This is a genomic window from Bradyrhizobium sp. dw_411 (assembly GCF_018449695.1).
Classification (GTDB): Bacteria; Pseudomonadota; Alphaproteobacteria; order Rhizobiales; family Xanthobacteraceae; genus Bradyrhizobium.
The window spans coordinates 36,572-63,466 of record NZ_JAAVUY010000030.1 but is presented as its reverse complement, the minus strand read 5'-3'; the positions used below and the strand labels follow the sequence as shown (position 1 = coordinate 63,466).

Below are 26,895 nucleotides of genomic sequence, written 5' to 3'. Positions count from 1 at the left end.
GGGATAATCGCCCATGGCAAAACGCTTGACTAACAAGACAGTCGCTGAGGAGCTTGCGAAGCAAGCGTCTCGAAGGATGGCCGCGAGTCCGAGTGTTGCATCCATCCTTCGAGACGCGGCCAAGTGGCCGCTCCTCAGGATGAGGTCCGGCGGACTTCCGCTTCAATGCATATCGCTAACCCGAACGCTGGCGCGAGCGGTAACGGTGCCAGCGTAAAATCGCTCCCACGATCAGTGCCGGAGCCACTGCGGCGCCGATCATGAAACCGGGCAGCGGCACCGGCGAGATCCACTCAAGCGTGAACGCCGCAATCAACCACAGCGTCGCCAGTATCAATACGAAATCGATGGTGGGAAATCGCAAATAATAAGCAAGCGCTGTACCGACCACCGCCGGCGCGGTCGCCGCGGCGATCATGTAAACCGTCAATTCCTTCGGCGTCACATAGTCGAGCACCATCGACCCCAACAGCCAAAGGGCTGCAAACATGATGGCGATGTCGATCGGGTGGCGCACGCATAAAGTTTAGGGCCTGGGTGACCCCGCCGCAACCAGTCTCTCGGTCCATGACGGCGGAATGCCGGTTGAACGCAGCGCTACAAGACCCTTGACGTCGCGTGTCCGATCCGGGTCAGTTGCGCCGCTAGTAAATGCCAAGCCTTTAACATTGCCGCGATCGACGGCCGTGGCCACGGGCCGATCGTCATTTCCTGCTACGGGCCTTTTCGAGAAACTCCGCGAGCACCACCGCGTGATTTACACTCGTGTCCCGTGCCCCATACAGCAAGGTCGCCTTGCGATTGCCGATCGCCTCAAGCATCTGCGTTACAGCCGGGTTCGATTTGAGTTCTTCCCGGTAGCGTCGCTTGAATTCACCGAAGCGATCCGCGCGATGATCGAACCACATCCTGAGCGAGGGAGTTGGTGCAATATCTTTTTCCCAGAGATCGATGCGAGCGTTCTCCTTGCGGAGGCCGCGCGGCCACAATCGATCTACCAGGATTCTCTCGCCATCGCCGCGAGAGCGAGGTTCGTAAACTCTCTTGATCTCGATCGATGCCATGTTCAGTCCTCGGTTTTCACGTCCATGGTATATAGAAAGCCATCCCGGTGCCCCGTTCGATCATATTTTGATATGACTGGGCTCATCCGAAGGCTCTATCGGACGCGACGGCGCATGGGGACGAAGCGTCGTCGCCGGACGCTTGTATTTCTCCGATAAAAGTTTTCGCGGTGCGTGCTTGAGCCCGCTACGCGCCGGTGACGCGCCAGATCACGTTGCCGACGTCGTCCGCGACCAGAAGAGCGCCGTCAGGCCCAAGCGTCACGCCGACCGGGCGTCCATAGGACACCCGCTCGTCCGGCGCGAGGAAGCCGCTCAGGATATCCCGCGCCGGTCCGGCCGGGCGTCCGTTCTCGAACGGCACGAAGACCACCTTGTAGCCGCTCAGCGTGCTGCGATTCCAGGAGCCATGCTGGCCGATCGCCATGCCCTCGGGAAAGCCCGGCAGCGTGCCGGCCGGCAACCAGCACAGACCCAGCGACGCGGTGTGGCCGCCAAGCGCGTAGTCCGGCGTCAGCGCCCTGGCGACCGCCGCGCGATCCTGCGGCACGCGATCGTCCACCGTCTGCCCCCAATAGCAATAGGGCCAGCCGTAGAAGCCGCCATCGCGCACGGACGTCAGATAGTCCGGAGGTGTTTCGTCGCCGAGGCCGTCGCGCTCGTTGACGACAGTCCAGAGCACGCCGGTCCGCGGCTCCCATGCCAGCCCCACCGGATTGCGCAGGCCGCCGGCGAAGATGCGGCTCGTGCCCGCGGCGAGATCGAGTTCGTAGATCGCCGCCCGGCCTTCCTCGACGGCCATGCCGCTCTCGGCGATATTGCTTTGCGAGCCGACGCCGGCATAAAGCTTTTTGCCATCGGCGCTCGGCAGCAGGCTGCGCGTCCAATGCCCGCCGGGCTTGAAGGTGGTGAGCTTGCGTCCTGCCGCGGTGATGCGGTCCGCGCCCTCCGCATAGGGAAAGGCCACCACGCCATCGGTGTTGCCGACATAGAAGGTGTCGCCGAGCAGCGCCATGCCGAACGGCTGGCTCAGTCCCTCCATGAACGTCCCGCGCTGCTCGGCGATGCCGTCGCCATTGCTGTCGCGCAGAAGGGTGATGCGGTTCGCGCTGACGCCAAGGGCGCGGGCGCGCCGCATCGTGGCCTGCATCGCATAGCTGAAGATGCTGCCGATCCTCGTCGCGACCTGGTTCGACTCGGCCACGAGCACGTCGCCATTGGGCAGCACGTTGATCCAGCGCGGATGGTCGAGACCGGTCGCGAAGGCGTTGACCTTGAGCCCCGGCGCCGCCACCGGCATCTGGCCGGTGCTCCAGCCCTGGGCCGTCGGCATTTTTAGGGTGGGGATCGCGCCCTGCGGTTTCGCCTCCGGAACAACCGGCGCGCTGCCCCAGGCCGGTGCAGGCTGGGCGCCCTGCGAGCGGCGCCACAGCACCGCGCCGGCGCCGATCAGCGCGACGATGCGCGCGAAATTGCTGGATAGGCTCATGTCATTTCCCCATTTGATCGCGCGCACCCTATCCGATGCCGGGGGCGCCTGACATCCAAATGTTGGCTTACCGACGCACCCGCGATCCGCGCCAATCGCGTCGCAGGCGGAACACTCGCGTACTCAACTCCCCCTGGCGAAATTAAAATTGTTCAGGAACGTTCAGACATCAGTCCGGTTGGCAATGAACAATCCCGCCATCAACGAGGTCTCATCATGTATCATCACGTCAAGAAGCTTATGTTCACGGTTCGCGTCGACGAACCCGATCCGCGTTTTGGCAATATGCTGCTAGAGCAATTTGGCGGAGCCAACGGCGAATTGGCCGCTGCCATGCAGTATTCGATTCAGGGGCTCAATTGCGAAGATCCGGACCGCAAGGACCTCCTGATGGATATCGGTACCGAAGAACTCAGCCATCTTGAGGTCGTCGGCAGCTTGGCGCGCCTGCACTTGAAGCCGTCGAAGTTCGACCGCGAGGCAGCGGAAGCCGACCCGTTGATCGCGATCGCGGGCGGCGGCGGCGTCAATCTGTTCAATTCACAGGGTAGTGCCTGGACCGCGGACTACCTGAAAATAACCGGCGAACTCGATGTGGACCTGCGCAGCAACATCGCCGCCGAAGCCCGCGCCAAAATCGTCTATGAGCGCCTCATCAATTTCTGCGACGATGCCGGCACCAAGGATGCGTTGCAGTTCCTGATGACGCGGGAAATTACCCATATGAAGGCTTTTGCCCTTGCCCTCGAGAGCATGGGGAAGCCCGCGTTCAGCATCGGTCGCATCGCGCCGACCCCTGGTCTCGTGAACCAGTTCTTCAACACCTCCACCGGCGCGGGAGATAATGGCGAGATAGATACCCGTGGCCCCTGGAACCAGGGCGACGAGTGGGTCTTCACGGAATCGCCGGCGCTTCAAAGTGCCGAGCCGGGAACCGCGCCTTCAATCGTCGCCGAAAGTTCGCCGACGGGCGTTCCAATTGGCTTTGACGAGCTTTTGATCGACCAACTGCGCGACATTCTTCATGCCGAGAAGCAGTTGACAAAGGCGTTGCCCAAGATGGCAGAGGCCGCGCGATACGATCAACTGCGGGAACTGTTCGAAATGCACCTTGCCGAGACTGAAGGCCAGATCGAACGCCTCAACGAGTGTTTCGAGTTACTGGGCAAGACACCTCGCGCCAAGGCCTGCAAGGGAATGCAGGGTCTGGTCGAAGAGGGCCAGGAAGTGATCGAAGAAGGGGCCAAGAAGGATGATGCGGCCTCGGATCTGGGGCTGATCGGAGCCGCGCAACGGGTCGAGCATTACGAGATTTCGGGCTATACGACCGCCCGCAATCTGGCGCAGCAGTTGCGCCACAGTGCGGTGGTTGCGCTGCTGTCAAAATCATTGGCGGAAGAAGAAAACGCCGACCAACTGCTCAATCAAGTCGCGCGCTCGTTGATGTCAGTCGCGAAAATGCCTGATGCCATCGAGCAGACCGCTTTCGAGACTGAGCCCGCCGCGGAATAGGCTATCCGCGTTCCTTACAAAGCGGCCCCGGTTGGGGCCGCTTTTTTCTTCGCCGGTCTCGCGCAACTAATTTTCATGCGCCCGGAACTGCGTCGAAACCCCGTCGTTATTTTGGGCGAGGTTCGTATGGACAAGAATCTGGACGAAGCAGTGGAGGCGATACTTGCGGCAGCGGATGGCGATGCACGCCTCGCGTTGCGGGGTACCTTAGCCGAGATGGTGAAGTTGCATGCCGAGTTGGCCCATCTATATGCCATCTCTGAACATGGTAAAAAGCCGGTCGGGAAGTTATCGCTGCACTGACGCCACGCCGTGCACAACTGCCACCGCGGCCGCGCTGGGTCTGCGGGTTTCAGCGCCGCCGGAAAATCGGCGGCGCCCCCCTATCTAGGACAGGGACCTATCGGCTCAGTTAAACGGATAGTAGCGGACCGAGAGCATCACGATGTTGTTGTTGGGCGTCAGCCCTTGGTTCGGTGTGCTGGTTGCGGTGACAGGACCGGGAACACCGGGGAAGGCGGTCAGCTTTACATACTCGTATTGCAGACCGTACCTCAAGCGCCCCCAATTGCCCTTGTAGGCGTCCTGCCAGAAACCAATCGTGAATTCCTGGGCTTTCTGGACGTCGAAGGTACAGGTGCTGCCGCCAATCGGTGTGTTGAAGGTACCCAATGTGCCGCCACCAAGGTTCTGGTTGAGACATCCATTGTTGACGAAGTTGGGATTGCCCCAGCCGCCTTGCGTTCCGCCAACTGCCCAGGAGTTGGCGTAGCTCTGGTCCTGACCGTAATAAGTGTAAATGTCGCTGCCCTCGAACGGATGGGCGACGGCCCCGACCATAAACGACAGCATCTTGACTGTAGTCAAGCTGCCGTCGGGACCAACCACGGCATCGGGCAACTGGCTCGACGTATACCGGCCAATGCCCTGGCCGTAGAGAACGCTGCCTTGCAGGTCGAGGGTTTTCGCGATGACAGGCAGCAAGACGTTGCCGCCCACGCCCCAGCCCATCGTTACTTTCTGCGACCAACTGTTCGGAACGGTGGTATTGGCAACCTGGTCGGAGAACCAGCGTTCGACGCCGAGCAATTCATAGTGGCCGAATCCCGGATCAAGCGCAAATTTCTCGATCACGTCCGGCGCTATGTCGTTCGAACAGGTCGTTGTGCCGTTGAGGTGCGAGGAGCCGGTGCAGGTATTGTTGATGCTGGTGGCGATCGGCGCGGGCGGCGAGACGGATGCCGCGCTGGGAGCGCCGGGGAAGACCGCGCCCGGCTGTTCGAGCGATACGCCGAACCACGCGACTTTGTTGACGTCGTAGACAAATCGAAGCTGCGGATTACGCAGCCAGTCAAAACCGACAACGTATTGGGCGTCGATCGTGAGCGGCACGTTTTCGTTGTTGGGCAACATGCCGGTTCGCTCCTGCGCCAACAGGCTCCAGGTTTGTCCCACGACGAAATGGAAGTGCCACAAGTCATTGTCGTATTCGGCAAAGGCCTGACGGATGCGAGGCGTGAAACTGTTGCTCTCGCGATTGTTCGAGTCTGTCGAAGCACCAAGAAAATCCATTTCGTAATAAGCCTTGAGGTGCTGATTGGGGTCGATATCACCCCATGCCTTCATGGCGATGCGGCTTTGTTGCGCGCTCGCCCGGAACTCTCTCTCATTGTAGAGGGCCGAATTCTGTAGCGGAATGCCCGGGCTTCCGAATGGCGGGCTGCTTGCGCCGTCCGCGACTTCGGAATGTTGTCTTACCGCGCTGTCCAGCGCGATGAACGATCCGGCCAGCGAAAAATGAATGCCATCAACCCAGGCCGGGAGCGCCTTGGTAAAAATCGTTGCGCCGTCATCCGGGCGCGGGGGAGCCGGCGCAGGAATGACGATTTCATTTCCATTGCGAGCCGTGACAACCGCTCCCTGCGCCTGCGGCGCGCTGGCCGTTCGTGGCTGAGCTGGTTGCTTCCTTGCCTGCGTGAGCTCCCGCTCCATGTTTGCCAGTTGCCGCTTCATGGCGTCAATCTGCCGCTGCAATTGTGCTTCATCGGCATGAGCCGGCATCGCCGCAAATTGCGATGCCGCAAACAGCGCACCCACCAGCAATCCGCCGAATCCGCGTTTGATCTTCAGACCGCCGCCGCGTCTATTTTGCGGAAGACGAGCGACTGGCATGCACGCGCACGCCACCGGATCGAGTTTCATGACAACCTCCTGCGCACTGCAAAAGCCCTGCCACTATGGCCGCTGAAACTTGAGCGCGGTCGATGAACCCTGGATGACGTGCGGCGGCGTGACAGAATTTTCGCGGCCAGCTGTTGCGCAAAAACACCAGAATCGAAAAACACCAGAATCGAAAGCGGTCATCATCCTGCATCGATTTTCTGAATTTGTTTTGCAGACGCAGCCTCTTATCGGTGCGGCTCAACGCCGGATCACCGTCATTTGCGGGAACGCGAGTTCCCTTTCCCGCTGCGGCCGGCGTCGCCGATTTATTTGTCGTCGTCCGGCTCGCGCCGCGGCAACAGCATCCGTTGACGGGAGAGAGCGATCATTGCGGCTACGTCATGGCGAAAATCGTGCGTACGCTACGCATTTTTGTAGCCGAGCCGCTGCCGCAGCCGCGGAATCGAAAAGTCCAGGAAGGCGCGCAACTTCAGCGGCACCTGGCGCTGGCTCGGATAGATCAAACTGACGGGAATAGGCGGCGGCTCGTACGCGCCTAATAATTTCACGAGCAATCGCGATTTCAGCAAATCGTCGATCAGATAAGACAATACCCAGGCAATTCCTGCCCCTGCGACCGCCGCGGCCTCCGCCAAATTCACCGCGAGGCGTGAGGGGACCTGGATCGTCTGCGCGGTCCCTCCGGTAAAGAACTGCCAATGGTACGACGCTGCATGGCCTTCATGGATCACGCAGTCATGCGCCATGAGATCGGCGGGCCGTTTCGGCGTGCCGCGCTTTTTCAAGTAAGCGGGGCTGGCGCACAGCACCAGCTTGATAGCTCCAACGCGTGTGCCGATCGTGCTGCTGTCCGGCAATTCGCCGAGACGCACGGCGAGGTCGACGTGCTCTTCCACCAAATTCACCTGCCGATCGGTGAGTTGCATCCGCATTCTGATATCCGGAAAGGCCCGCTGAAATTCCACGACGATCGGCAGAACATGACTGCGGCCCAGGACCGAGGGCGCGGTGATGATCAGTTCGCCCTGAGGCGAGTGATATTCGCCTGACGCCGCGCGCTCGGCTTCGGCGATCTCCTCCATGATCCGGCGGCATGAGGCGACATAGCTGCGCCCGATGTCGGTCACAACAAGCTTTCGGTTGCCGCGGTGGAGCAGGCGGACATTCAACTGCGCTTCCAGCTCCGAAACCCTTCGGCTGACTGTCGCGAGCGGGATGCGCAGATGCCGGCTGGCCGCCGAGAGGCTGCCGGTATCCACCGCCGCCACCAGAATGGTCATTGCCTCCAGACGATCCATGGATGATCTCCAGCCTTCCATTCATGAGAGGACACTTCCCGATTTTATCCGCTAGTAGTGGAATTTGGAAGGCGTAGATCGTCGGCCAGCACGATCCCGCGGCACCCAGCACATGAGCCAGATGATGAAAGCCATTCAGTACAAGTCCTACGGCGATTACAGCGAAAACCGGCTCTTCGAGCTGCCGCGGCCCCAATTGCGCGACGGCGAGGTTCTCGTCGAGATGCGCAGCGTCGGCATCAACCCGTTGGACAATACGTTTCGTTCGGGTCACTACTACGCGGCGACGCCGCAAAACCTGCCGCGCATCGGCGGCCAGACCGGCGCGGGTGTCGTCGTCGAGACCAACAGCAATGCCTTTCGTGCCGGCGATCGCGTGTTCGTCAGGGGGCCGGGTTTCGGCATTGTGGCGGATGGCACCTGGCGCGAGTTCGTTGCGGCCCCGGCGGCGGGCCTTTCACTTATCCCCGACGGCATCGACGACGATCACGCCGCGGCCTATCTCGCCGGCGCCGGATATCTGACCGGCTACCTGGCGTTGACCGAGCTTGCGCAGTTCAAGCCGGGACAGAGCGTGCTGGCGCCGGCCATCGGCGGTGCCGTCGGCATGGAAACCGTGCAGGTCGCGCGCCGCCTCGGTGCTGCGTTGGTGATCTCCACCGCGAGCAACACCGAAAAATCCGAGCGCGCCCGCGCGGCAGGATATCAGCATGTCATCGACCTCTCCAAAGAGAGCCTGAAGGATGGCGTTCTGCGTATCACCGACGGCAAGGGCGTGGATGTGGTCGTGGACGGCGTCAGCGGAACGCTGACCGGTCAAGCGCTGTCCTCGCTCGCCTTTGGCGGCACCATGGTGATCGCCGGTTATGCCGGGGGACGCGAGGCGGATGTCAACGTGACCGACATCATCTGGAAGGCGGCGACAATCCGCGGCTTCACTTTCAGGCTCTTCACCCCGCAAACGGTGGCGTCAGCCGGCCAGGCGCTGCTCGAATATTTGAAGGAGAGCACCTTGCAGCCCACCATCGCCCGGACATTCCCGATGTCTAAGGCTGCTGAAGCCGTCCGCTATCTGATCGAGGATCGTCCCTTCGGGCGCGTGATTATGCACGCGCAAAACTAGTAATCGAACCAAGACGCGGGCCCTTACCCGGCTCGTCGAGTTTTCCGGCGCGATGAGAGAGCTTCCCACGCCGACAGAAGCGGCCCCTTGGTGCCGTAGACGGGATCCTTGCGGGGCCGGCCGACTCTGGGGATTGTTTTCAGCGCGCGGGCGTGGTCTTCGCTTTTCGTGCATTCATCGTAGGTGCCCGACGGCGGATAGGCGCCGACCACCAGGAAATCGGTACTCGCGGCCAGACATTGATGGCCGGTACCGGCGGGAAGAATAGCGACATCGCCGGCCTTTAGTTGAATGGTCCTGCCGTTATTGCCGCCGAAGCGAACCGCGCCTGTGCCCCTGGCGATGCCGAGCACCTCGTGAATGCGCGAATGGTAGTGGACGTAGTCGTAAATCCCGTTCCGCCAGGAATCTCCCCAGCCATTTTCATCGAAGAGATCTTCGATGATCGCCGCCGGATCGAGATTGCCGGGGAGAGAAATAGCTCCCCGATAAAGCACCAGCGGCCAACGGGGATGATTTGGAATTACGCCGTCGTCCTTGAAGGAGAACGCGTTTGCCTTGCGCGACCGGACCAGCTCTTTGACCTGGCTGCGTGACGGCCTCGCCATGCCGGTTGCCTTTTCAGCCATTTTCTTCAGAGATTCGAGAACAGCCATGCGATGCTTTCAGGCAAGAAGAGGTAAGTTCAGCGCCGCCCAAAGCCGGTCACACACCGGAGCAGGCGCTCTACGATGACCCCGACAGCCAGGCCCGCGACGACATCGCTTGTCCAATGGGCGAGCAGAACAATCCGTGTGAGCACCAATCCGCCTCCCACTGCCCAGATGGCATTGCGCTGGGCCGCCGGCATTACTGTCGCCGCTGATGCCAGGGCGCCGATATGGACGGCGTGGCCGGAGGGAAACGCGTCGAGGCGCTTTCCGGATAACGGGATGCCATGCAGGTGTCCGAGTGCCGTCAAACGATCAGGGCGCTCCTGATCGAAAATACGTTTGAGCACATGCGGCAGGGCGGCGGCGGCGAGTGTCGTGACTAGAACATGATCGCTGGCACGACGAACGGGTGCGCCGCGCTTTCGCGCGTAGAGCCACCAGCCGACAGCGAGGGCGCACAGGACGTGTTCGTCGGCGCCCCAAGTGACTGCTTCGGCAACATGTTCGGCAGGTGGATCGGTTCGCGCGGCGATGCCGTCGGCGATCGCGAAGTCAGCGCGGGTGGGGTTTACGCGAACAAGCGCCATTGTTCCTCGCATTTATCAGGCCAATGACGGCCACAACCCGTTGATGTTGCGTGCTCTGGAGCAAATTTGATATGGCGGCTAATCCATCTTGCGGAGGTTCTGCGCCATTTCGAGATGGTGCTGCAGGGCCGGAAGCGTCTTGCCGGCCCAGTCCTTCAACTTCGGATCATCGCCGCTCTTGGCGTAGCGCTCGAACAGCGAAACCGCATCCTTATGGGCGCTGACCTGCATCGAATCGTAGTCGGAGGAGAAGTCCTCGGGCTTCGCATTCTTGAGTTTGTCGATCTTGCTCTGCGACGAACTATCAAGCGCAGGAGGGACCGTGGCCTTGGCGTCTGCCGGAGCTATTGAATTGAGCTCTTCGGATGTCTTGGTGTGATCGGTGATCATCTGAGCTGCAAAAGCCTTTTCCGGCGCGTTGCCACGCTCCTGGCCGATCTTGGCGGCCGCGATTTCGGTCATGTCGCTCATCGCGGCTTCCTTGACGAAATCGGCTGTGGTCGGGCTGATGCCGAGCGTGGAGTTGACGCCGGTCTTTTCCCCGACCGATTGCGCGAAAGCGGATGTGGAAATCAGGAGTGCCGTCGCGGCGACCGTCAGTGCCGTCCTTTTCATGTCACGTGTCCTTGCTTTTGTTCGGATCGCGCGAATTGGCTCGCGCGCTGTCATAATTCAACCCGACCAGAGCAGATGCGTTCCGAATGAGCAGACACTTGTTTTCGGGGCCGGCAAGCCAGCGACGACAGCGGCTTCAAGACTTGCCGCCAGGGCGTATGGAGCTAGCTACTGAAGAGGTGTTCGAGAGCGTCGGCCGACTTCCAAACCAGCAATCCGAAAGCCAGCAGCGACAGGATTCCCACGGAGAACGCGACGGCTAGCAGCAGCCCATCTTCCTGAAGAAGGGCAATTGCCAGGACCGCAATCGTGATGGCTGGAACGACGTTAATGAGGGGTAGCGGCCAGATGCCGGAAAGCACCAGCAGCAGGACAAGAAGACCGAGCGTTCGTTTGGTGGCAGCCGCGGGTGTGTGCCAACGCGACCGGCTTACCCGCTCGATAGCCCGCAGGACCGGGAGAGCCCGGGCAGCCCACTTCGTGAAGCGCTGCGCTGCAAAGGGACGTTTGGTGAGAAAATGCGGCAAGGTCGGCCGATCACGACCGAGCAGCATTTCCACGGCGGGAAAGACCATCGCGAAGCTTGCGACAACCCCGAGGCCCGGGATGATAATGGCGATGGCCAGGATGAGCAGTAGAAGTCCGAACGCGCGCTTCTGAAGATGTCCAAGAAGCCAGTCCAGATCGACGGTGTCCTTTGGCACCTCGTCGATCAGCCGCTTCAGCAGATCCGACGTGTGAACCGGCATAGGTCTATATCCGGATGCCGCTTACGCAAGCCGGGTGGGTTTGGGCGGATGCGAGGTTTTGGGTTGCAAAGTCTTGGGATGCCGGTCATGCAAAAACTCTGCAAGCGAATTTGCGATCACAGCGTCATCGACAGCCGCCGAGAACAAACGCTCCTGCGCTTCGCGCGGAAGATCCGGCCAAACCTTAAGCGCGGCGTGGCCAAGCAGGGCGGCAAACCGATTCTCATCCATTAGGAGTTCCTTGCATTAGGAGTTCCTTGGCCGCGAGACGTCGCTTCGGAGCGCATTCTACCATGGTTAGCGCTCCGAAGACCCGGTTGATCGCTCGGTCGGAAATTACTTCTGACCGTGCTGCCAATGCGCCGTGACGTCAGCACCTGATTTATTCAGATGAACATGTTGATCCACATGATCCACCCACGACACCGGGATGAAATGATGGTGCTGCCCATCCGGTGAACTTTGTTTTGTCAGCTTGATCTTGTCGGGTCCGTCGAGGTGATCGACCTTTCCGACCGTTTTTCGGTCGGACGAAATGACGTCCATGTGTTCCTTGATTTGCGAGCTATCCGGCATTGGCCACTCCTCTGGTGTGAAAGCACAAAAATTAAACGCCCCGGTCACCTGAAAGTTGCGCGGCTTGCGTGAGGGCGCAAACTGCCGGCGTCCCTGACTCTCACTTTCCGGGGCCGGTACCGATCGTGCCGCCGACCGCATTCAGGCCTTTGCCGAGCTGGGCAACGGCGAAATCCTGCGCCTCGCCGGCCTTCGCCACGACCGCATCCATGCCGAAGAATTCGTGGGTGACGCCGTTGAATACCTTGTGGGTGACGTCGTTGCCGGCAGCTTTCAATTGGTCGGCCAGCATATCGCCGTCGGACCGCAGCGGATCGATTTCAGCGTTGATGATTGTGATCGGCGGCAGGTTCTTCAAGTCGGCCGCTACCAGGTTCAGGCGCGGATCCTGTTGCTCGCCGGGATTGTTCAGAAGCTTGTCGAAAAACCAGGCCATCATCGGCGTGTTGAGCGGCTTCGCTGCGGCCTGTTCCTTTTTCGACGGTGTATCCATGCTGGTGGTGGCCACGGGATAAACCGCCACGACGGCAACGGGTATCGTGATATGCTGGTCGCGCGCCGCAACGGCCATGGCCACCGCCAGATTGCCGCCCGCGCTTTCGCCGACAATGCCGATCCGGTCGGTATTGCCGCCCCAGCTTTTGGCGTGTTTCACGATGTATTTGTAGGCTTCGAACGCGGTGCCATGGGCCGCGGGGAATTTATGCTCGGGCGCCATGGGATAGTCGACCGATACGACGATCGCCTTTGCCTTGCGCGCAATCGCCGAGGCGGATGCATCGTAGGTGTCCAGGTCGGCAATCACCCAGCCGCCGCCTCGATAATAGACAATGACGGGAAGGTCGGAGTCTTTCTTGGTGTTCGCGGGCGTGTAGAAGCGAAGATGAAGCGATCCCATATCGGCGAAATGGTTATTGGAAATCGACAGGCCCTGATGCGGATCGACCTTGAGGCCTTCGTCCTTGATCACCTTCTTCACCGCATCGGTGGCGGAATATTGCTTGCGCGCTTCGGTTGGCGTGAGCGTTTCAATCGGTTTTGGGTGGAGATCGTTCAAGGCCGCGAGCACCTTCGCCATGTCGGGATCGGCTTTAGCGGCGGGATCGGCTGTTGACGACGATATGGCGGGTTTATCGGCCGATTTTTCGGCAGCAGTCTGAGCGTTCGCCAAGCCGCCGAAAGCGACGAGTACGGATGTCGCCAAAAATATAGCGGCGGTTCTCGATGCGGCGCTCATGAAATCTCCTTGCGAGAATCCGGGGCGGACAGGAATGATCAAATCAAACGATCAATTCGCCTTGCCTTGGCCGGCGATAGACTCGCAAAGCCAATCCACACCCGAGGAAATCGTTCCGTATCGTCTGAGGCCTGGAGCATCCTGTCGGCGCCGCTGCCGCGATAGGCTGGTCGGGAAAACAGCATCCCGTCAGCCCGGCGTCGCCTGCGATTTGCCCGGATGCGTGCCGGCGCGTTGCGGCAGAAACGCCACGCAGGCGATGATCACGGCGGCCAGGATTCCGGTGGCGTAAAACCGGCTGAAGGCGAAGCCGCCATTGTCGAGCGGCTTGTCGAGCAGGTCGCCCAGCGTGGCGCCCAATGGCCGGGTCAGGATAAAGGCGCCCCAGAACAGCAGCGTTCTCGATATGCGCGTGAAAAAATAGCCGGCTGCGATCAGCACCAGCCCCGCCGTGAACACCAGCGCGCCGCCGTCGTATCCGAGGCCGTTGGTATCGGCCATCCAGTCGCCGAGCGCGGTGCCGAGCGTCTGTGAAAACAGGATCGCCACCCAATAGAATATCTCGATGCGCGGCGTCGAAACCGTGTTGACCGAGATCGTTCCCGCCGACCGGTACCAGATCGCCAGCGAAGCCATCAGTAGTACGAACAGCAGCGAAGCGCCGCCGGGATAACCGATGCCGAGCGAACGGTCGGCGAAGTCGGCCATAGTCGTGCCCGCGGTCGTTGTGGCAATGACAACGAGCCAGTACAGGAACGGATGAAATTTCTTCGCCGAAATCTGCGCAATCACCGCGACCACGAAGATACCGATGAAGATGAAGCTGCTGACGGCGTAACCGAGATCCATCGACATCGAGACGGCGTCGCCGCCGGTTTCGCCAAGGGTGGTGGCGAGGATCTTGATGATCCAGAACACCAGCGTAACTTCAGGCACCTTGCTGCGCTCGAACTCCTGATTCATACCGATATCCTTCCTGTCCTGAATCTTGCCGCTTGCGCTATTTCGCGTTTTTGCCCTGGACTTCGGTGGCCCGCCGAAGCCGGTTGAGATTGTCGAGCGAGGCGAGCGCCGCTTCGGGTTTGGCGGCGGCCAGCGAGAGCACCAGCGCTTCAAGGCCGACAAGTGTAGCGCCGTGCAGGGCGATCTCGCCCGGCCGTCCGCGTGGTATCGCCACGCAGACATCGGCCAGTTTTGCCAATGGCGTGTCTTCGGCTTCGGTCACCAAGACAGTTGGCAATCCCAGCGCCGTGGCCTCGGCAAACACCGCTTTCACTTCGCGATACAGGCGGCCATAGGCGAGGATCAAAAGCGCATCGCCTTTGCCGAGATCGAGTAGTTGATCGGCCAGCATCGAGCCGGTAGCGCTGATCGTCCGGCTGCGGCGGCCATTTCGCGCCAGCAAAACCGAAACATAGCTTGCGAGCGCGGAGGAGGGGCCGATCCCGAACACGGCGATCCGGTCGGCGTCGTTCAAAATGCGAACGGCCGCGGCCATCTGGGCGCGGCATTTTTTTGACCGCAGGACGTTGAGGCCATCGGCATGCGCCCGCAAGATGCCGTCAAGCGCCGCACCGGTCGCCTTGTCGAGATCGATGAGCGTGCGCCGCATGTCATCGGCGGGTGTCGAGACCGGCTCGCCGTTCAGGATCGCGTTTTTGAGATCGGCAAGGCTGGCGAAGCCGAGCGTCTGAATCGTCCGCAGCACGGTGGCGTCGGAGGTGCCGATGCGGGCGCCGAGGGCGGCGGCAGAACTTGCCAGAACGACTGGCCGGTTTTCGTCGATGAATTTTGCGACCCGAAAGCCCGCCGCGCCAAGCTGCTGATGAGCCCGGCGTAGCATGTGATCGAGCCCGGTCCAGGAGCCGATGGCGGTATCCGTCAATGAACTCTCCCGCGGGGAATGTTGAGCATGTAGCAAATGTTGCTCGACAATGAACAAGTGTAGCATATACTACATGAATGCGATTTCAAGCGGGATAGGCAAGCGGAATAGGGATGGGCATCGGCTCCCGGCGTCTGCTGCGTTGTTGTGCGTTTGGACTGGCGATGCTGACACGGTCGGCGATCGCGGGGCCACCCTATGTCTCCGACGATCCCCAACCGACCGACACCGGTCATTTTGAAATCTACACGTTCAATAACGGCACTGCGACGCGCGCCGGCACAGCGGGCGAAAGCGGAATCGATTTCAATTACGGTGCCGCGCCCGACCTGCAGTTGACGGCGGTCTTGCCTGCCGGTTTTGAGCGGCCCACTGGCGGCGGCGCCAGCCTCGGTGCGAGCAACATCGAACTTGCGGCAAAGTATCGCTTTCTGCATCAGGACGCGTTCGGGCTCGATGTCAGCATCTTCCCGCGCGTTTTTCTCCCCAGCGGCTCAAACCTCATTGGTGACAATCGCGCATCGGTGCTGCTGCCGGTCTGGATTCAGAAAGACTGGAGCGGCGGATGGTCGGCGTTCGGCGGTGGCGGCTGCACGGTCAGCGAGTTTCGCGCCATGGACTTCTGCCAGATCGGAGGTGTTCTGACCTATCAGCTCCTGCCGAAACTTCAGATCGGCGCGGAACTGTTGCATCAGACCGCGGATTCGAGCGGCACACCTGCCACGACCAGCGTCGGTGTCGGCTGGCGCTACGATCTGAACGACAATTACCATCTGCTCGGCTATGTCAGGCACGGAATCGAGAACGCCAACGAGACCGACCAGATTTCCTGGTACGCCTCGGTGCTGTTCACATTTTGAGTTGATGCGATCGTGCGCGGTTGGCGCACCGAAGAATGCGGAGGAAACCGGATGAAGTTCGAATCCTGGCAACAATCGTGGCAGTTGTGGGCCATTCTGTCCGCCATGTTCGCGGCACTCACCGCGATCTTTGCGAAGATCGGCGTCGAAAACATCAATTCCGACATGGCGACATTCATTCGCACCATCGTGGTTCTCATCAGTTTTGTGGTGGTGTTGTTTGCCACCGGCCAGTTCGTGCAGCCCGGCACGGTTTCAGGACGGACCTGGATTTTTCTCGTTCTGTCCGGCCTCGGCACCGGCGCATCCTGGCTGTGTTATTTCCGGGCTCTGAAACTGGGCCCGGCGTCGCTGGTCGCACCCGTCGACAAGCTCAGCGTCGTGCTGGTCGCGATCTTCGGTGTGCTGGCTTTGGGTGAGCGGCCGTCGCTCGCCGGATGGCTCGGAATCGCGATGATCGGCGGCGGTGCCGCGCTGATCGCGTCCGGGATTTGAAGTGCCTAAAAAGTGCTTCGGAAAAACATCCGGCGCTTCCACTGATTTGCCCGACGGGCAAATCAAGCGATCATTTTCGCGATCTCGCCTGTTTTCGCGAGCCTCGAAGCAGAAAAAACGACTTTAGCGTAAAACGTAAATTGCTCAGCCGTTTCAAGTTGATTTGGAGTGTCCAGATGTCCCCTCAAAAATATTCCGCTTCAAATCGATTTCGATCGGTGGCTATTTCGGCCTCGTTCCTGCCCGCCAGAGGGGCGTATCGCGATCGTCACGGACGTTGGGCGGGAATGCGATGGATGTGGATGCGCCTTTGACGAATGGTGCTGATGCAGACGGCGAAGTCGTGTGGTCCTGACGCCTCGACGCTGGTGTCAAGTTGGCGGATTCAATTCGCTGATGACGGTGACAAAAGAGCCCGATCACCGGGGAGAGTACGAAGGAAACCGTTAAAACCATTGCGCGGGGAATGCCGGGCGTTTCCGGTGTGACCGTGGTGACTAACGCGCGTGCTTACTACCACCACACGCGCGGCTGCGGGCGCACCAGGCGCCCGGCATTCCCTGTGCCCTCTAAGAGGGCGGAATGAGCAGAGCAAAACTCAGGCGAAACGCGCCGCGAGAATGCGAAGGTGTATCTGTCGTCATTGCCTGCGACAAACGCGTAGCGTTTGCGCAAGGGAGCGAAGCGACGAAACAACCAACTCTTTCTTTGTGCCGCACGATGGATCGCTTCGCTCGCAATGACGGTTTCTTTCTCCCGTCCCTCCGCGCGCGTCAGCGCGTGGCGGGGAGGGGTCGGGGGTGGGGGGTCTATCGGCGCACTCGCTGACAGCAGTGTTTGCAGCGCCACCCCCCACCCTCGATCCCTCCCCGCCGCTTCGCGGGGGAAGGGAAGTAGGAAGCGCACCGGACCCGCGGCCGATGTCGCCTGATTGTCGCAAGGCGCTGTTATCGCAGGTGCAAAGCAGGGTGCGTTTGATTCGCGATGTGGTTAACGCGGAACAGCGAATTCGGCTTTGAGACCGGGTGGTTATTGGACGGGGCGGTCAGCATGAGCAGTCATCGCACTGTCATGCGAATCTGTTAGGTGCGCGCATGGATAGTGACGCTATGAGCGAAGAGAGTCCTGAACGACGCTTTCGCACTTTGTTTATCTCCGATGTCCATCTCGGAGCCCGCGGTTCGCAAGCCGAGCGCTTGCTGGATTTTCTGCGCAGCCACGATGCCGATACGATCTATCTGGTCGGCGATATCGTCGATGGCTGGGCGCTGAGGTCCAACTGGTACTGGCCGCAATCGCATAATGACTTCGTGCAGAAGATGCTGCGCAAGGCGCGCAAGGGCGCCAAGGTCATCTATGTGCCGGGCAATCACGACGAGTTCCTGCGCAACTACTACGGCACGCATTTCGGCGGCATCGACGTGATGGAGAACACCATCCATACCGGTGTCGACGGGCGGAAATATCTGGTCATTCACGGCGACATCTTCGATCTCGTGGTGCAGAACGCGCGCTGGCTCGCCCATCTCGGCGACAAGGCCTATGATTTCGCGATCCAGATGAACCGGCTGGTCAACTTCTTCCGCCGCGCGTTCGGCGTGCCCTATTGGTCGTTGTCGCAATGGGCCAAGCTCAAGGTCAAGAACGCGGTCAATTATATCGGCGCGTTCGAGACCACGCTCGCGGCCGAAGCGCGTCGTCACGGCGCCGACGGCGTGATCTGCGGTCATATTCACTACGCCACGATCCGCGACGAGCATGGCATTCGCTACATGAACTGCGGCGACTGGGTCGAAAGCTGCACAGCGCTGGCCGAACACGAAGACGGCCGCTTTGAAATCATCACCTGGACCGATCCGCTGCGGCGGGCTGCTCCTGTCGCCTCGGTTACCGCGCGCGCGGCATGACGCGTATCCTGGTCGCGACCGATGCGTGGCACCCGCAAGTCAACGGGGTGGTGCGCACGCTGACCATGACGGCGGATGCGGCCAGGGCTTTTGGCGTCGAGCTCGCTTTTCTCACGCCGTCATCGTTTCGCACCTTCGCGATGCCGAGCTATCCGGATTTGCGGCTGGCGCTGCCGTCTCAGGCCAAGATCGCGCGCCTGATCGACGAGGCGCGACCCGACAGCATTCACATCGCGACCGAAGGGCCGATCGGATTGCGGGTGCGGCGTCATTGCCGCAAACATAAGCTGCCGTTCACGACCAGCTTTCATACGCGTTTTCCCGAATATGTCTCCGCTCGCGTGCCGGTGCGCGAATCCTGGATCTGGGCAGCGCTACGAAAATTCCACGGCGCCAGCCAAGCGGTGATGGCGGCGACACCCGCGCTGGCCGATGAGCTGCGCGCGCGCGGCTTTCGCAATGTCGTGCTGTGGCCGCGCGGGGTCGATACGGATTTGTTTTACCCGCGCCCCACCGCCGACCTAGGCCTGCCGCGTCCGGTGTTTTTGTGTGTCGGGCGTGTCGCGGTTGAGAAGAATCTCGAGGCGTTTCTCGATCTCGATCTGCCCGGCAGCAAAGTCATTGTCGGCGACGGACCGGCGCGCGCGGCGCTGGAGCGAAAATATCCGCAGGCCGTGTTTCTGGGTTCAATGCAGGGTGAAGCGTTGGCGCAGGCCTACGCCGCTGCCGACGTCTTTGTGTTCCCGAGCAAGACCGATACCTTTGGGCTGGTTCTGCTCGAAGCGCTGGCCAGCGGCGTGCCGGTCGCGGCGTTTCCGGTGACAGGTCCGCGCGATGTGATCGGTTCCGCGCCGGTCGGCGCGCTGAACGATGATTTGCATCTGGCGTGCCTGTCGGCGTTGCGGATTTCGCCGCAGGCCTGCCGCGAATTCGCAGCAAAGCATACCTGGGAAGCCTCGGCGCGGATATTCGTCGAAAATGCCACCAGTATTCACACCCTCGACCCGCACAATGACGATATGCACTTTGCCGCAAAGCAGCCACGCTTCGTGGCGTGAGGGGGGTGAAGCAGGCTTGCCCCGGCCTCGGCGGACGCGATACAAAGCGGCCATGTCTGAATCAACCCAATCCTTGCCGGTCAGTGCTGCGGATATTGACGCCGCGGCGCGCGTGCTGGCCCCCTTCGCGGTAAGAACGCCGCTATTGTCATCGCCGGTTCTCAACGAGCGCGTGGGAACCCGGGTGTTCCTGAAACCCGAAATGCTGCAGCGGACCGGATCGTTCAAGTTCCGCGGCGCCTTCAACAAGCTGTCGTCGATCCCGCAAAGCGCGCGTGGCGGCGGCGTGGTCGCGTTCTCCTCCGGCAACCATGCCCAGGGCGTGGCGGCGGCGGCGAAAATTCTCAACATGCGCGCGACCATCGTGATGCCGGCGGATTCGCCGCTGCTGAAGCGCGAGCGCACCAAATCCTACGGCGCCGAGGTCGTGCTGTATGACCGCGACAACGAGGACCGCGAAGCCATCGCCAACGGCATCGCTGCCAAACACGGCGCGACGCTGGTGCGGCCCTATGACGATCCGTTTGTGATCGCAGGCCAGGGCACCGCGGGGCGGGAAATCGCCGAAGACATGACCGCACTCGGGATCGCACCGGATATCGTGGTGGCGCCCGTATCGGGCGGTGGCCTGATCGCCGGGGTCGCGACCGCCATCAAGGCGCGCTTTCCGCAAGCCAGCGTGATGTCGGCCGAACCGGAATCTTTTGACGATCACGCGCGTTCGCTGCGCGCCGGCAAGCGCGAGGCGCACGATGGCAAAGGCCGCACCATCTGCGACGCGCTGATGGCCGCGATCCCCGGCGAGATCACGTTTTCGATCAACGGACGGCTCCTCACCAAGGGCCTCGTCGCGTCCGATGCCGAAGTCGGTGCGGCCGTCGAATTCGCCTTCCGCGAGTTGAAGCTGGTGGTCGAGCCCGGCGGTTCGGTCGGCCTTGCCGCCTTGCTCGCCGGCCGCATCGATACGGCCGGCAAGAACATCGTGATCGTGCTGTCCGGCGGCAATGTCGATGCGGATATGTTCGCGAAGCTGATCGGCGGGCGCGGTTAGGAGAACAGCGCGATCTTCTCGGCCTGGCTCATGCGCCGGATTGCGGCCAGCGGATCGGGCTTTGAAGCCGCGTGGCCCCGCACCAGACCGCTGGCGATCAGGCTTGAGCCGAGCGACGGTTCAGGCAACGGTCTGGGTTCTTGCACAGGTTGAGGGGCCGCGGCGATAACCGGCTGCGGCCGTTCGGCAACGACGCCGAGGGGCGTAACCGGCGGTAAAGCGGTCGCTTGAGGTTCATACGAGATTTGAAGCTCAGGCTCGGAAGAGGCCTGAGTTTCATAAGAGGTTGGGGCCTCGTCGATCTCGCTCTCCGGCGGATCGTAAGCATCCTCCGGATCGAACGCGGCCATTTCCATCGCGACCATGTCGAGGACGGCATCGTCGTGGGCCTCGGCGGCTTCCGCATCGGCGTCGTCCGCGCTGATATCGATGGCTTCAGACGATGGGTCTGCGAACTCGGCCTTCGCCTCCATTGCCTCGGCGATTGGCGCGACCGGCTCAGCCGCCAAAGCCGGACTACTCATCGCGGTCTCGGTATCGGCGGCCGTACTCGCTGCCGGCGCTTCGATTGCCGCAGGCGCTTCAGGCAGCGGGGCCGGGGGAATTGCTTCCTCTGCGGCGCGCGCAACAGGGCGAGCGGCTTCGACGGGAGCGTTCTCTTCGGCGGCCTTTTGCGGAAATGCGACAACCTTGTCTGCCGGCCGGGGAACTTCTTTCTCCGCCGGCTGCGGCGCTCCAGCCTGGCTGTCGCCGAACGCCTTGATCCGTCCCTCGATCAGATCGAACGCCGTGGTCAGGGCAGGCATCGCGTCGGTCGCGGCGATTTTGCTGCAGGCGCCTTCGATGGCGCCGACCTGCGAATCGATCAGGTCGCAAATCCGCCCGTCGGCGCCGATCTCGCGCAGCCGCCATGCGATCTCGCGGATCACCCGGGCGCCCTTGCGCGCGGGCGCGAGGCTTTCTTCAAGCCCGAGATCGCCAAGTGCCGCCGTCGCATTGGCTCTGGCCTCAACCAGCGAAGCCTTGATCGCCGCCAGCGCCTCGTCGAGCTTGTTGTCGTCGGGCGCCGGTTTCTTCTGGGCGGCGATGGTTTCCTCGATCCGCGCCACCGCATCGAGTACCATCCGCGTATCGGCATTGCGGTTGCGCTTGGCATACTCGCTGAGAAACCAGCGACCCCGCGAGGTCTCCATGAACGCTTCGCGGATCGCGTCGTAATCCTCCTCGCGCGGCTGGGCCGCGCGTGCGGAAATAGGTGACAGGGCGAATGCTTCGTCGGCCATGGCAAACTCATCGCGCAAATCATCGCGCGTTACGCTAACGATCATCACGATATCGAGCGAATCGCAATTGAATTGATGCCCGGCGAATCACAAATCCCCATCGCATCTGCGGCAATGCTGGCGCCAAAGCGATTCGCGACCAGCCTGGCGCTGTTTTACGGTGCCGTGTTCACCCTGGTCGGCGCCCAGATGCCGTTTTTCCCGGTCTGGCTGCGGGCGGTCGGAATCGATGCGTCGTGGATCGGAGTCATTGCCGCCGTTCCCGCGGTGACGCGATTTACGGTTTTGCCATTCATCGCCGGCCTTGCCGAAAAACGCGGCTCTCTGCACAGCGCGTTGATCGTCACGGCCTTCATGACCGCGCTCGGCTTTGCAGCGGTCGGGACCCAGCATCAGGCCATTCTCGTATTTCTCGCCTATGCCGTCACCGCCTGCGTGTGGACGCCGATCGTGCCGTTGACGGACGCCTATGCGCTGCGCGGAGTCGTGCGATACGGCCTCAACTATGGGCCGTTGCGGTTATGGGGCTCTGCGGCATTCGTGGTGGGAGCATTGGCGTGCGGGCTGCTGGTCGAGGTGATCGAGGCCCGGCAGTTGATCTGGGTGATCGCAGCGCTGGCCGCAATCGGCGCCGTCGTCAGCCTCGGATTAAAGCCGCTGGACAATCCAAAGCCGCATCCGGCGGCGCTGCACGGTGCGACCGCGTTGCTGCGCGACGGCGGCTTTCTCGTGATCATCCTGAGTTCGGCGTTGATTCAAGGCAGCCATGCCGCCTTCTACACTTTCTCTTCGATCACCTGGCAGCTAGCCGGGTTTGGCGGGCTAACGATTGCCGCGCTATGGGTGCTGGGCGTGTTGGCGGAGATCGTGGTGTTCGCGCTATCGCCGCGCTTTACGTGGCCGCCTTCGGCCTTGGTGGTGATCGGGGCGCTCTGCGCCATGCTGCGCTGGCTGCTCACAGCGCAGGAGCCGTCCGCTGTGTTGCTGGCGGCTGTCCAACTGCTGCACGGGTTTAGTTTCGGCCTGACCCAGCTTGGCACCATGGGCCTTCTGGTGCGGCAAGTGCCCCTTCACACCATGGCGCGAGGGCAAGGTTATCTGGCGGCCTGTTCCGGCATCGTTGGGGGCGGTGCGTCGATCCTGTCCGGCGTGATCTATGCCCGATACGGGCAGGGCGTCTATTACGTCATGGCCGTGATGGCGCTGTCGGGTGCGATCCTGATGTGGTCGGCGCGACGGCTTCTATTGGAGCCGAGATCGGCCGATCAGCCCCACAATTCGGCATCCGGCGGATAGACCAGGCTGTCGTCGTAGCGCAGGCCGCTGTCGCGGTCCTGCGCCAGCAACAAGGGACCATCGAGGTCGACGAAGCGGGCTCGTCCCGTCAGCAGCATGGCCGGCGCCATCGCCAGCGACGTCGCAACCATGCAGCCGACCATGATCTCGAATCCCAGCGCGTGCGCCGCATCCGCCATCAGCAGCGCCTCGGTCAGTCCGCCTGTTTTGTCGAGCTTGATGTTGACGGCATCGTAGCGCTCACGCAGGCCTTCGAGCGAGGCGCGGTCATGCACGCTCTCGTCGGCGCAGACAGCCAGCGGCTTGCGGATGCGCGCCAAAATCTCGTCCTGGCCGGCGGGCAGCGGCTGCTCGACCAGCGTGACGCCGACCTCGGCGCAGGCGGCGAGATTCTTTTCGAGATTTTTCGCGGTCCAGGCCTCGTTGGCATCGACGATCAGTTCGGATTCGAGCGCGGACTTGCGCACCGCCGCGATCCGCTTGGCGTCGCCGTCGCCGCCGAGCTTGATCTTGAGCAGCGGCCGGTGCGCCGCCTTGGCGGTCGCCGCGGCCATCGCCTTCGGCGTTCCCAACGAGATCGTATAGGCGGTGGTGCAGGGTCGCGGGGCAGGGCGTCCCAAAAGTTCCCAAATCCGCCGGCCACTGATCTTGGCTTCGAGGTCCAGGAGCGCGCAATCCAGCGCGTTGCGCGCCGCGCCGGGCGGCATCGCCGTCTGCAGCGCCTGCCGGTCGAGTCCCTGTCCAAGAGGTTCCTGCATCGACAACAGGGCTTCCAATGTGGCTTCCGGGGTCTCGCCATAGCGCGGATAGGGCACGCATTCGCCCTGTCCGATATGTCCGTCGCGCGCGACCTGCGCGAGGATGGTCACGGCCTCGGTCTTGGCGCCCCGGCTGATGGTAAAGCTGCCGGCGATCGGCCAGCGTTCGATTCGGGCCGCGAGCGCGGTCGATTTAGTGGAAGTCGTTTTAATATCTGGCAATTTCTGAACCGTATGCTTGCCCGGCGCAACCAAGTATGACTGGTTACTGTATGGCCGGTCGGGGGTGTATTCTGCAAGAGGGCGGCTGTGTTGCTGGATTTTCCTCCGCGATGAACGGCGCCGAATCGACACTGGAGTTGGCATCTTGAACGGCGACCCGACATTGGAGCGGATTGCACAAGGCAATGGGCTTGCGCTGTGCGCGGCCGGTTCCTGGACCGCCCGTTTTGCGCCGGTGCTTGAGAAGATGGTGGCCGACGCTGAAAAGCTGACCGGAAGCCGCCCCAATATCTTCATCGACGTGTCGCAGGTATCCAAGCTCGACACGTTCGGAGCCTGGCTGATCGAGCGGCTTCGCCGCAGCCTGACCCAGGGCGATAATGAGGCGAAGATCGCCGGGCTCTCGGCCAACTATTCCAGCCTGGTCGACGAAGTGCGCCGGGTGAAGCCGGCGCCGGCCGCCGGTGCCGTATCGGTGACGATCACGGGCATCCTCGACCAGATCGGCCGCAACATGGCCGGCTTCGGCACCACGATTATCGGCCTGCTCGACATGCTCGGCGCCGTGCTGGCGGCGGGCGGGCGCGTCTTCATCCATCCCTCCGGTTTCCGTCTGACCTCGACCGTGCATCATCTCGAACAGGTGTGCTGGCGCGCCGTGCCGATCGTGGTGCTGATCACCTTTCTGATCGGCTGCATCATCTCCCAGCAGGGCATTTTTCATTTCCGCCAGTTCGGTGCGGATATCTTCGTCGTCGACATGCTGGGCGTGCTGGTGCTGCGCGAGATCGGCGTGCTGCTGGTGGCGATCATGGTCGCGGGACGCTCCGGCAGCGCTTACACCGCCGAACTCGGTTCGATGAAAATGCGCGAGGAGATCGACGCGCTGCGCACCATGGGTTTCGATCCGATCGAGGTTTTGATCCTGCCGCGGCTACTGGCGCTGATTATTGCATTGCCGATTCTGGCTTTCCTCGGCGCGATGGCCGCATTGGTCGGCGGGGGCCTCGTGGCCTGGGGGTATGGCGGCGTCGATCCCGAAGCCTTCATGCTGCGGCTGCGCGATGCGATCTCGATCAATCACTTTACCGTCGGCCTCATCAAGGCACCGGTCATGGCGGCCGTCATCGGCATCGTGGCCTGCGTCGAAGGGCTCGCGGTCGAAGGCAGCGCCGAGTCGCTCGGCGCGCACACCACCGCATCCGTGGTGCAAGGAATCTTCTTCGTCATCGTGATGGACGGCGTGTTCGCGATCTTCTTCGCGTCGATCGGAATGTGACGATGGCCCCTGAAATTGCCGATGCCATTATCCGCGTTCGCGATATCTCCGTGCAGTTCGGTTCGACCAAGATTCTGGACGGCCTCAATCTCGACGTGAAGCGCGGCGAGATCCTGGGTTTTGTGGGTCCATCCGGCGCCGGCAAGTCGGTGCTGACGCGCACCATCATCGGCCTCGTCCCCAAGACCAGCGGACGCATCGAGGTATTCGGCGTCGACCTGGATTCAGCGAACGCCGCCGCACGGCGCGGCGTCGAGCGGCGCTGGGGAATCCTGTTCCAGCAGGGGGCGTTGTTCTCCTCGCTCAGCGTGCGGCAGAACATCCAGTTTCCGGTGCGCGAATATCTCAAGGTCTCGCAGCGATTGCTCGACGAGATCACGATGGCCAAATTAGGCATGGTGGGCCTGAAGCCGGAAGTCGCCGATCGCTTTCCGTCGGAACTTTCCGGCGGCATGATCAAGCGCGTCGCATTGGCGCGCGCGCTGGCGCTCGATCCGGAACTCGTGTTCCTCGATGAGCCGACCTCGGGCCTCGATCCGATCGGCGCCGGTGACTTCGATGAACTGGTCCGGACCCTGCAGCGTACTTTGGGCCTGACCGTTTTCATGGTAACCCACGATCTGGACAGCCTTTACACAGCTTGTGACCGTATTGCCGTTTTAGGGAACGGTAAGATCATTGCCTCAGGATCGATGGCCGACATGCAGGCCTCGCAGCATCCCTGGTTGAGGGCCTATTTCCACGGCAAGCGCGCCCGCGCAGTGATGGGCTAGGTCACCGGGCTAGTTCATTTATTCGGTATCGGAGTTGGTTTGATGGAAACGCGGGCGAGCTACGTCCTGATTGGAACGTTCACATTGGCCGTGATCGCCGCGGCCTTTGGCTTTGTGCTGTGGTTCCAGAGTCTCCACACCACCAAGGCCCGCAGCCCCTTGCGCGTCATCTTCGAAGGTCCGGCCACCGGCCTGCGCAATGGCGGCAGCGTGAATTTTAACGGTATTCGGGTAGGTGAAGTCATCTCGGTGAAGCTGGACAACCCGCGGCGGGTGGTCGCACTCGCGATGATCGAGAACAACGCGCCGCTGCGCAAAGACACGCTGGTCGGGCTCGAGTTCCAGGGATTGACCGGGGTCGCCGCGATATCGCTCAAGGGCGGCGAGGAGGCCGCGCCTGCGGTTCCCCTGGATGAGGATGGCGTTCCCGTGCTCACCGCCGATCCGAACGCGCTGCAGGACGTGACCGAGGCGATCAGAGGCACACTGCAGAACATCAACCGGGTGGTGGCGGACAATCAGGCGGCGATCAAAAACTCGCTGAAGAACCTCGAGACCTTCACCGGTTCGCTGGCGCGTAACGCCGACAAGATCGACGACGTCATGCTCAAGGTTGATGGCGTGATGGGCAAGGCCGACAATCTGATGCTCGGCCTCAATGCGCTGGCTGGCGGGAGGGATGGCGGCGAACTGTTTTTGGCGGTGAAATCGATCCGCGAACTCGCCGAGGATTTCGACAAGCGTTCGGGCGCGTTGATGACCGATGGCCGCCGAACGCTCGGCGACATCAGCCGTGCGGTCAACAATCTCGACCGCAACCCGACGCGCCTGTTGTTCGGCGCCGGCGGCTCCAGCGCGCCAGCCGCGGCCTCAGCGTCGGTGCCGACACCAGGGCCGACCGCGGCGCCGAAGAGGCAGTAAACGGACACGTTGGGCGGACT

General features: G+C 61.7%; 28 protein-coding genes. 13 read left to right on the top strand and 15 right to left on the bottom strand.

The features are described 5' to 3' along the window. Nucleotides 1-175 precede the first annotated feature (175 nt). The 3 genes from HB676_RS32425 to HB676_RS32415 form a co-directional block, all read right to left on the bottom strand. Nucleotides 176-490, bottom strand: a complete 315-nt coding sequence (locus HB676_RS32425) for a hypothetical protein (protein ID WP_218625917.1) — start codon at nucleotides 488-490, stop codon at nucleotides 176-178. Nucleotides 491-704: 214 nt separating this feature from the next. After that, on the bottom strand, nucleotides 705-1,064 hold the full coding sequence (locus HB676_RS32420) for a DUF488 domain-containing protein (RefSeq protein ID WP_213742578.1): 360 nt from the start codon (nucleotides 1,062-1,064) through the stop codon (nucleotides 705-707). Between the two features lie 187 nt (nucleotides 1,065-1,251). After that, on the bottom strand, nucleotides 1,252-2,553 hold the full coding sequence (locus HB676_RS32415) for a sorbosone dehydrogenase family protein (RefSeq protein ID WP_213742577.1): 1,302 nt from the start codon (nucleotides 2,551-2,553) through the stop codon (nucleotides 1,252-1,254). 216 nt (nucleotides 2,554-2,769) lie between these two features. Between HB676_RS32415 and HB676_RS32410 the strand changes: the two genes are divergently transcribed. Beyond that, entirely contained in the window at nucleotides 2,770-4,065 is a 1,296-nt protein-coding gene (locus HB676_RS32410; protein ID WP_213742576.1) for a DUF892 family protein, read from the top strand. 126 nt (nucleotides 4,066-4,191) lie between these two features. After that, a complete protein-coding gene (locus HB676_RS32405) occupies nucleotides 4,192-4,368 on the top strand; it encodes a hypothetical protein (RefSeq protein WP_213742575.1) in 177 nt (58 codons plus the stop codon). Nucleotides 4,369-4,473: 105 nt separating this feature from the next. On the opposite strand, the gene HB676_RS32400 is transcribed toward HB676_RS32405, so the two are convergent. Both HB676_RS32400 and HB676_RS32395 read right to left on the bottom strand, forming a co-directional pair. Next, nucleotides 4,474-6,267, bottom strand: coding sequence for a hypothetical protein (locus HB676_RS32400; protein ID WP_213742574.1), 1,794 nt, complete (start codon nucleotides 6,265-6,267; stop codon nucleotides 4,474-4,476). Nucleotides 6,268-6,650: 383 nt separating this feature from the next. Further along, nucleotides 6,651-7,547, bottom strand: coding sequence for a LysR family transcriptional regulator (locus HB676_RS32395; RefSeq protein WP_213742573.1), 897 nt, complete (start codon nucleotides 7,545-7,547; stop codon nucleotides 6,651-6,653). Nucleotides 7,548-7,659: 112 nt separating this feature from the next. Between HB676_RS32395 and HB676_RS32390 the strand changes: the two genes are divergently transcribed. Then, nucleotides 7,660-8,670, top strand: coding sequence for a zinc-binding alcohol dehydrogenase family protein (locus tag HB676_RS32390; RefSeq protein ID WP_213742572.1), 1,011 nt, complete (start codon nucleotides 7,660-7,662; stop codon nucleotides 8,668-8,670). A 23-nt stretch (nucleotides 8,671-8,693) separates the two neighbouring features. Here HB676_RS32390 and HB676_RS32385 read toward each other — a convergent pair whose 3' ends face one another. From HB676_RS32385 to HB676_RS32370, 4 genes are all read right to left on the bottom strand, one after another. Then, nucleotides 8,694-9,326 (bottom strand): cupin domain-containing protein, encoded by a 633-nt coding sequence (locus HB676_RS32385; protein ID WP_213742571.1) that lies wholly within the window; start codon nucleotides 9,324-9,326, stop codon nucleotides 8,694-8,696. Nucleotides 9,327-9,355: 29 nt separating this feature from the next. Next, complete coding sequence (locus HB676_RS32380; RefSeq protein ID WP_213742570.1) at nucleotides 9,356-9,910, bottom strand: phosphatase PAP2 family protein; 555 nt, start codon at nucleotides 9,908-9,910, stop codon at nucleotides 9,356-9,358. Nucleotides 9,911-9,988: 78 nt separating this feature from the next. Continuing rightward, nucleotides 9,989-10,525: a DUF4142 domain-containing protein gene (locus HB676_RS32375; protein ID WP_213742569.1), complete on the bottom strand. Its 537-nt coding sequence runs from the start codon at nucleotides 10,523-10,525 to the stop codon at nucleotides 9,989-9,991. 164 nt (nucleotides 10,526-10,689) lie between these two features. Next, a complete protein-coding gene (locus tag HB676_RS32370; RefSeq protein WP_213742568.1) occupies nucleotides 10,690-11,274 on the bottom strand; it encodes an exopolysaccharide biosynthesis protein in 585 nt (194 codons plus the stop codon). 87 nt (nucleotides 11,275-11,361) lie between these two features. Here HB676_RS32370 and HB676_RS34310 point away from each other — a divergent pair, with 87 nt between their 5' ends. Further along, nucleotides 11,362-11,508 carry a hypothetical protein gene (locus tag HB676_RS34310; RefSeq protein WP_213742567.1) on the top strand — a complete coding sequence of 49 codons (147 nt, stop codon included), beginning with the start codon at nucleotides 11,362-11,364 and terminating at the stop codon, nucleotides 11,506-11,508. 102 nt (nucleotides 11,509-11,610) lie between these two features. On the opposite strand, the gene HB676_RS32360 is transcribed toward HB676_RS34310, so the two are convergent. The 4 genes from HB676_RS32360 to HB676_RS32345 all read right to left on the bottom strand — a co-directional run bounded on the left by HB676_RS32360 (nucleotide 11,611) and on the right by HB676_RS32345 (nucleotide 14,972). Beyond that, nucleotides 11,611-11,850, bottom strand: a complete 240-nt coding sequence (locus HB676_RS32360; protein ID WP_213742566.1) for a DUF2171 domain-containing protein — start codon at nucleotides 11,848-11,850, stop codon at nucleotides 11,611-11,613. 100 nt (nucleotides 11,851-11,950) lie between these two features. Beyond that, on the bottom strand, nucleotides 11,951-13,087 hold the full coding sequence (locus tag HB676_RS32355; protein WP_213742565.1) for an alpha/beta hydrolase: 1,137 nt from the start codon (nucleotides 13,085-13,087) through the stop codon (nucleotides 11,951-11,953). A gap of 189 nt (nucleotides 13,088-13,276) precedes the next feature. Then, on the bottom strand, nucleotides 13,277-14,050 hold the full coding sequence (locus HB676_RS32350; RefSeq protein ID WP_213742564.1) for a hypothetical protein: 774 nt from the start codon (nucleotides 14,048-14,050) through the stop codon (nucleotides 13,277-13,279). Between the two features lie 37 nt (nucleotides 14,051-14,087). Beyond that, on the bottom strand, nucleotides 14,088-14,972 hold the full coding sequence (locus tag HB676_RS32345) for a MurR/RpiR family transcriptional regulator (RefSeq protein ID WP_213742563.1): 885 nt from the start codon (nucleotides 14,970-14,972) through the stop codon (nucleotides 14,088-14,090). A 113-nt stretch (nucleotides 14,973-15,085) separates the two neighbouring features. On the opposite strand from HB676_RS32345, the gene HB676_RS32340 reads away from it, so the two are divergent. The 5 genes from HB676_RS32340 to HB676_RS32320 all read left to right on the top strand — a co-directional run bounded on the left by HB676_RS32340 (nucleotide 15,086) and on the right by HB676_RS32320 (nucleotide 20,343). Next, nucleotides 15,086-15,832, top strand: coding sequence for a hypothetical protein (locus tag HB676_RS32340; RefSeq protein ID WP_249780570.1), 747 nt, complete (start codon nucleotides 15,086-15,088; stop codon nucleotides 15,830-15,832). 51 nt (nucleotides 15,833-15,883) lie between these two features. Beyond that, nucleotides 15,884-16,327 (top strand): EamA family transporter, encoded by a 444-nt coding sequence (locus tag HB676_RS32335; RefSeq protein ID WP_213742562.1) that lies wholly within the window; start codon nucleotides 15,884-15,886, stop codon nucleotides 16,325-16,327. A 1,094-nt stretch (nucleotides 16,328-17,421) separates the two neighbouring features. After that, nucleotides 17,422-18,234: a UDP-2,3-diacylglucosamine diphosphatase gene (locus HB676_RS32330; RefSeq protein WP_213742561.1), complete on the top strand. Its 813-nt coding sequence runs from the start codon at nucleotides 17,422-17,424 to the stop codon at nucleotides 18,232-18,234. Further along, nucleotides 18,231-19,292: a glycosyltransferase family 1 protein gene (locus HB676_RS32325; protein ID WP_213742560.1), complete on the top strand. Its 1,062-nt coding sequence runs from the start codon at nucleotides 18,231-18,233 to the stop codon at nucleotides 19,290-19,292. Before HB676_RS32330 ends, HB676_RS32325 begins: the two co-directional genes overlap by 4 nt. 52 nt (nucleotides 19,293-19,344) lie before the next feature. Beyond that, the gene (locus tag HB676_RS32320) at nucleotides 19,345-20,343 is read left to right on the top strand and encodes a threonine/serine dehydratase (RefSeq protein WP_213742559.1); all 999 of its coding nucleotides are present in this window, start codon (nucleotides 19,345-19,347) and stop codon (nucleotides 20,341-20,343) included. Here HB676_RS32320 and HB676_RS32315 read toward each other — a convergent pair. Next, nucleotides 20,340-21,626 (bottom strand): hypothetical protein, encoded by a 1,287-nt coding sequence (locus HB676_RS32315; RefSeq protein ID WP_213742558.1) that lies wholly within the window; start codon nucleotides 21,624-21,626, stop codon nucleotides 20,340-20,342. The genes HB676_RS32320 and HB676_RS32315 overlap by 4 nt on opposite strands. Nucleotides 21,627-21,701: 75 nt before the next feature. Between HB676_RS32315 and HB676_RS32310 the strand changes: the two genes are divergently transcribed. Beyond that, on the top strand, nucleotides 21,702-22,922 hold the full coding sequence (locus HB676_RS32310; RefSeq protein ID WP_213742557.1) for an MFS transporter: 1,221 nt from the start codon (nucleotides 21,702-21,704) through the stop codon (nucleotides 22,920-22,922). Here HB676_RS32310 and dgcA read toward each other — a convergent pair. Continuing rightward, a complete protein-coding gene (gene dgcA / locus HB676_RS32305) occupies nucleotides 22,892-23,902 on the bottom strand; it encodes an N-acetyl-D-Glu racemase DgcA (RefSeq protein WP_249780569.1) in 1,011 nt (336 codons plus the stop codon). The two genes, HB676_RS32310 and dgcA, sit on opposite strands and share 31 nt — an antisense overlap. A gap of 145 nt (nucleotides 23,903-24,047) precedes the next feature. Between dgcA and HB676_RS32300 the strand changes: the two genes are divergently transcribed. From HB676_RS32300 to HB676_RS32290, 3 genes are read left to right on the top strand one after another with little or no spacing between them, the layout of a single operon-like run. Continuing rightward, on the top strand, nucleotides 24,048-25,181 hold the full coding sequence (locus tag HB676_RS32300; RefSeq protein WP_213742555.1) for an ABC transporter permease: 1,134 nt from the start codon (nucleotides 24,048-24,050) through the stop codon (nucleotides 25,179-25,181). Nucleotides 25,182-25,183: 2 nt separating this feature from the next. Continuing rightward, nucleotides 25,184-25,954, top strand: a complete 771-nt coding sequence (locus tag HB676_RS32295; RefSeq protein WP_213742554.1) for an ABC transporter ATP-binding protein — start codon at nucleotides 25,184-25,186, stop codon at nucleotides 25,952-25,954. Between the two features lie 42 nt (nucleotides 25,955-25,996). Continuing rightward, complete coding sequence (locus HB676_RS32290) at nucleotides 25,997-26,875, top strand: MlaD family protein (protein ID WP_213742553.1); 879 nt, start codon at nucleotides 25,997-25,999, stop codon at nucleotides 26,873-26,875. The last annotated feature ends 20 nt before the right edge of the window (nucleotides 26,876-26,895 follow it).

What these genes read in the sequence shown, in the direction of transcription:
- HB676_RS32425 (WP_218625917.1), bottom strand. Translation starts at nt 490, where the DNA reads ATGTTTGCAGCCCTTTGGCTGTTGGGGTCGATGGTGCTCGACTATGTG.
- HB676_RS32420 (WP_213742578.1), bottom strand. Translation starts at nt 1,064, where the DNA reads ATGGCATCGATCGAGATCAAGAGAGTTTACGAACCTCGCTCTCGCGGC.
- HB676_RS32415 (WP_213742577.1), bottom strand. Translation starts at nt 2,553, where the DNA reads ATGAGCCTATCCAGCAATTTCGCGCGCATCGTCGCGCTGATCGGCGCC.
- HB676_RS32410 (WP_213742576.1), top strand. Translation starts at nt 2,770, where the DNA reads ATGTATCATCACGTCAAGAAGCTTATGTTCACGGTTCGCGTCGACGAA.
- HB676_RS32405 (WP_213742575.1), top strand. Translation starts at nt 4,192, where the DNA reads ATGGACAAGAATCTGGACGAAGCAGTGGAGGCGATACTTGCGGCAGCG.
- HB676_RS32400 (WP_213742574.1), bottom strand. Translation starts at nt 6,267, where the DNA reads ATGAAACTCGATCCGGTGGCGTGCGCGTGCATGCCAGTCGCTCGTCTT.
- HB676_RS32395 (WP_213742573.1), bottom strand. Translation starts at nt 7,547, where the DNA reads ATGGATCGTCTGGAGGCAATGACCATTCTGGTGGCGGCGGTGGATACC.
- HB676_RS32390 (WP_213742572.1), top strand. Translation starts at nt 7,660, where the DNA reads ATGAGCCAGATGATGAAAGCCATTCAGTACAAGTCCTACGGCGATTAC.
- HB676_RS32385 (WP_213742571.1), bottom strand. Translation starts at nt 9,326, where the DNA reads ATGGCTGTTCTCGAATCTCTGAAGAAAATGGCTGAAAAGGCAACCGGC.
- HB676_RS32380 (WP_213742570.1), bottom strand. Translation starts at nt 9,910, where the DNA reads ATGGCGCTTGTTCGCGTAAACCCCACCCGCGCTGACTTCGCGATCGCC.
- HB676_RS32375 (WP_213742569.1), bottom strand. Translation starts at nt 10,525, where the DNA reads ATGAAAAGGACGGCACTGACGGTCGCCGCGACGGCACTCCTGATTTCC.
- HB676_RS32370 (WP_213742568.1), bottom strand. Translation starts at nt 11,274, where the DNA reads ATGCCGGTTCACACGTCGGATCTGCTGAAGCGGCTGATCGACGAGGTG.
- HB676_RS34310 (WP_213742567.1), top strand. Translation starts at nt 11,362, where the DNA reads ATGCAAAAACTCTGCAAGCGAATTTGCGATCACAGCGTCATCGACAGC.
- HB676_RS32360 (WP_213742566.1), bottom strand. Translation starts at nt 11,850, where the DNA reads ATGCCGGATAGCTCGCAAATCAAGGAACACATGGACGTCATTTCGTCC.
- HB676_RS32355 (WP_213742565.1), bottom strand. Translation starts at nt 13,087, where the DNA reads ATGAGCGCCGCATCGAGAACCGCCGCTATATTTTTGGCGACATCCGTA.
- HB676_RS32350 (WP_213742564.1), bottom strand. Translation starts at nt 14,050, where the DNA reads ATGAATCAGGAGTTCGAGCGCAGCAAGGTGCCTGAAGTTACGCTGGTG.
- HB676_RS32340 (WP_249780570.1), top strand. Translation starts at nt 15,086, where the DNA reads ATGGGCATCGGCTCCCGGCGTCTGCTGCGTTGTTGTGCGTTTGGACTG.
- HB676_RS32335 (WP_213742562.1), top strand. Translation starts at nt 15,884, where the DNA reads ATGAAGTTCGAATCCTGGCAACAATCGTGGCAGTTGTGGGCCATTCTG.
- HB676_RS32330 (WP_213742561.1), top strand. Translation starts at nt 17,422, where the DNA reads ATGGATAGTGACGCTATGAGCGAAGAGAGTCCTGAACGACGCTTTCGC.
- HB676_RS32325 (WP_213742560.1), top strand. Translation starts at nt 18,231, where the DNA reads ATGACGCGTATCCTGGTCGCGACCGATGCGTGGCACCCGCAAGTCAAC.
- HB676_RS32320 (WP_213742559.1), top strand. Translation starts at nt 19,345, where the DNA reads ATGTCTGAATCAACCCAATCCTTGCCGGTCAGTGCTGCGGATATTGAC.
- HB676_RS32315 (WP_213742558.1), bottom strand. Translation starts at nt 21,626, where the DNA reads ATGGCCGACGAAGCATTCGCCCTGTCACCTATTTCCGCACGCGCGGCC.
- HB676_RS32310 (WP_213742557.1), top strand. Translation starts at nt 21,702, where the DNA reads ATGCCCGGCGAATCACAAATCCCCATCGCATCTGCGGCAATGCTGGCG.
- HB676_RS32295 (WP_213742554.1), top strand. Translation starts at nt 25,184, where the DNA reads ATGGCCCCTGAAATTGCCGATGCCATTATCCGCGTTCGCGATATCTCC.
- HB676_RS32290 (WP_213742553.1), top strand. Translation starts at nt 25,997, where the DNA reads ATGGAAACGCGGGCGAGCTACGTCCTGATTGGAACGTTCACATTGGCC.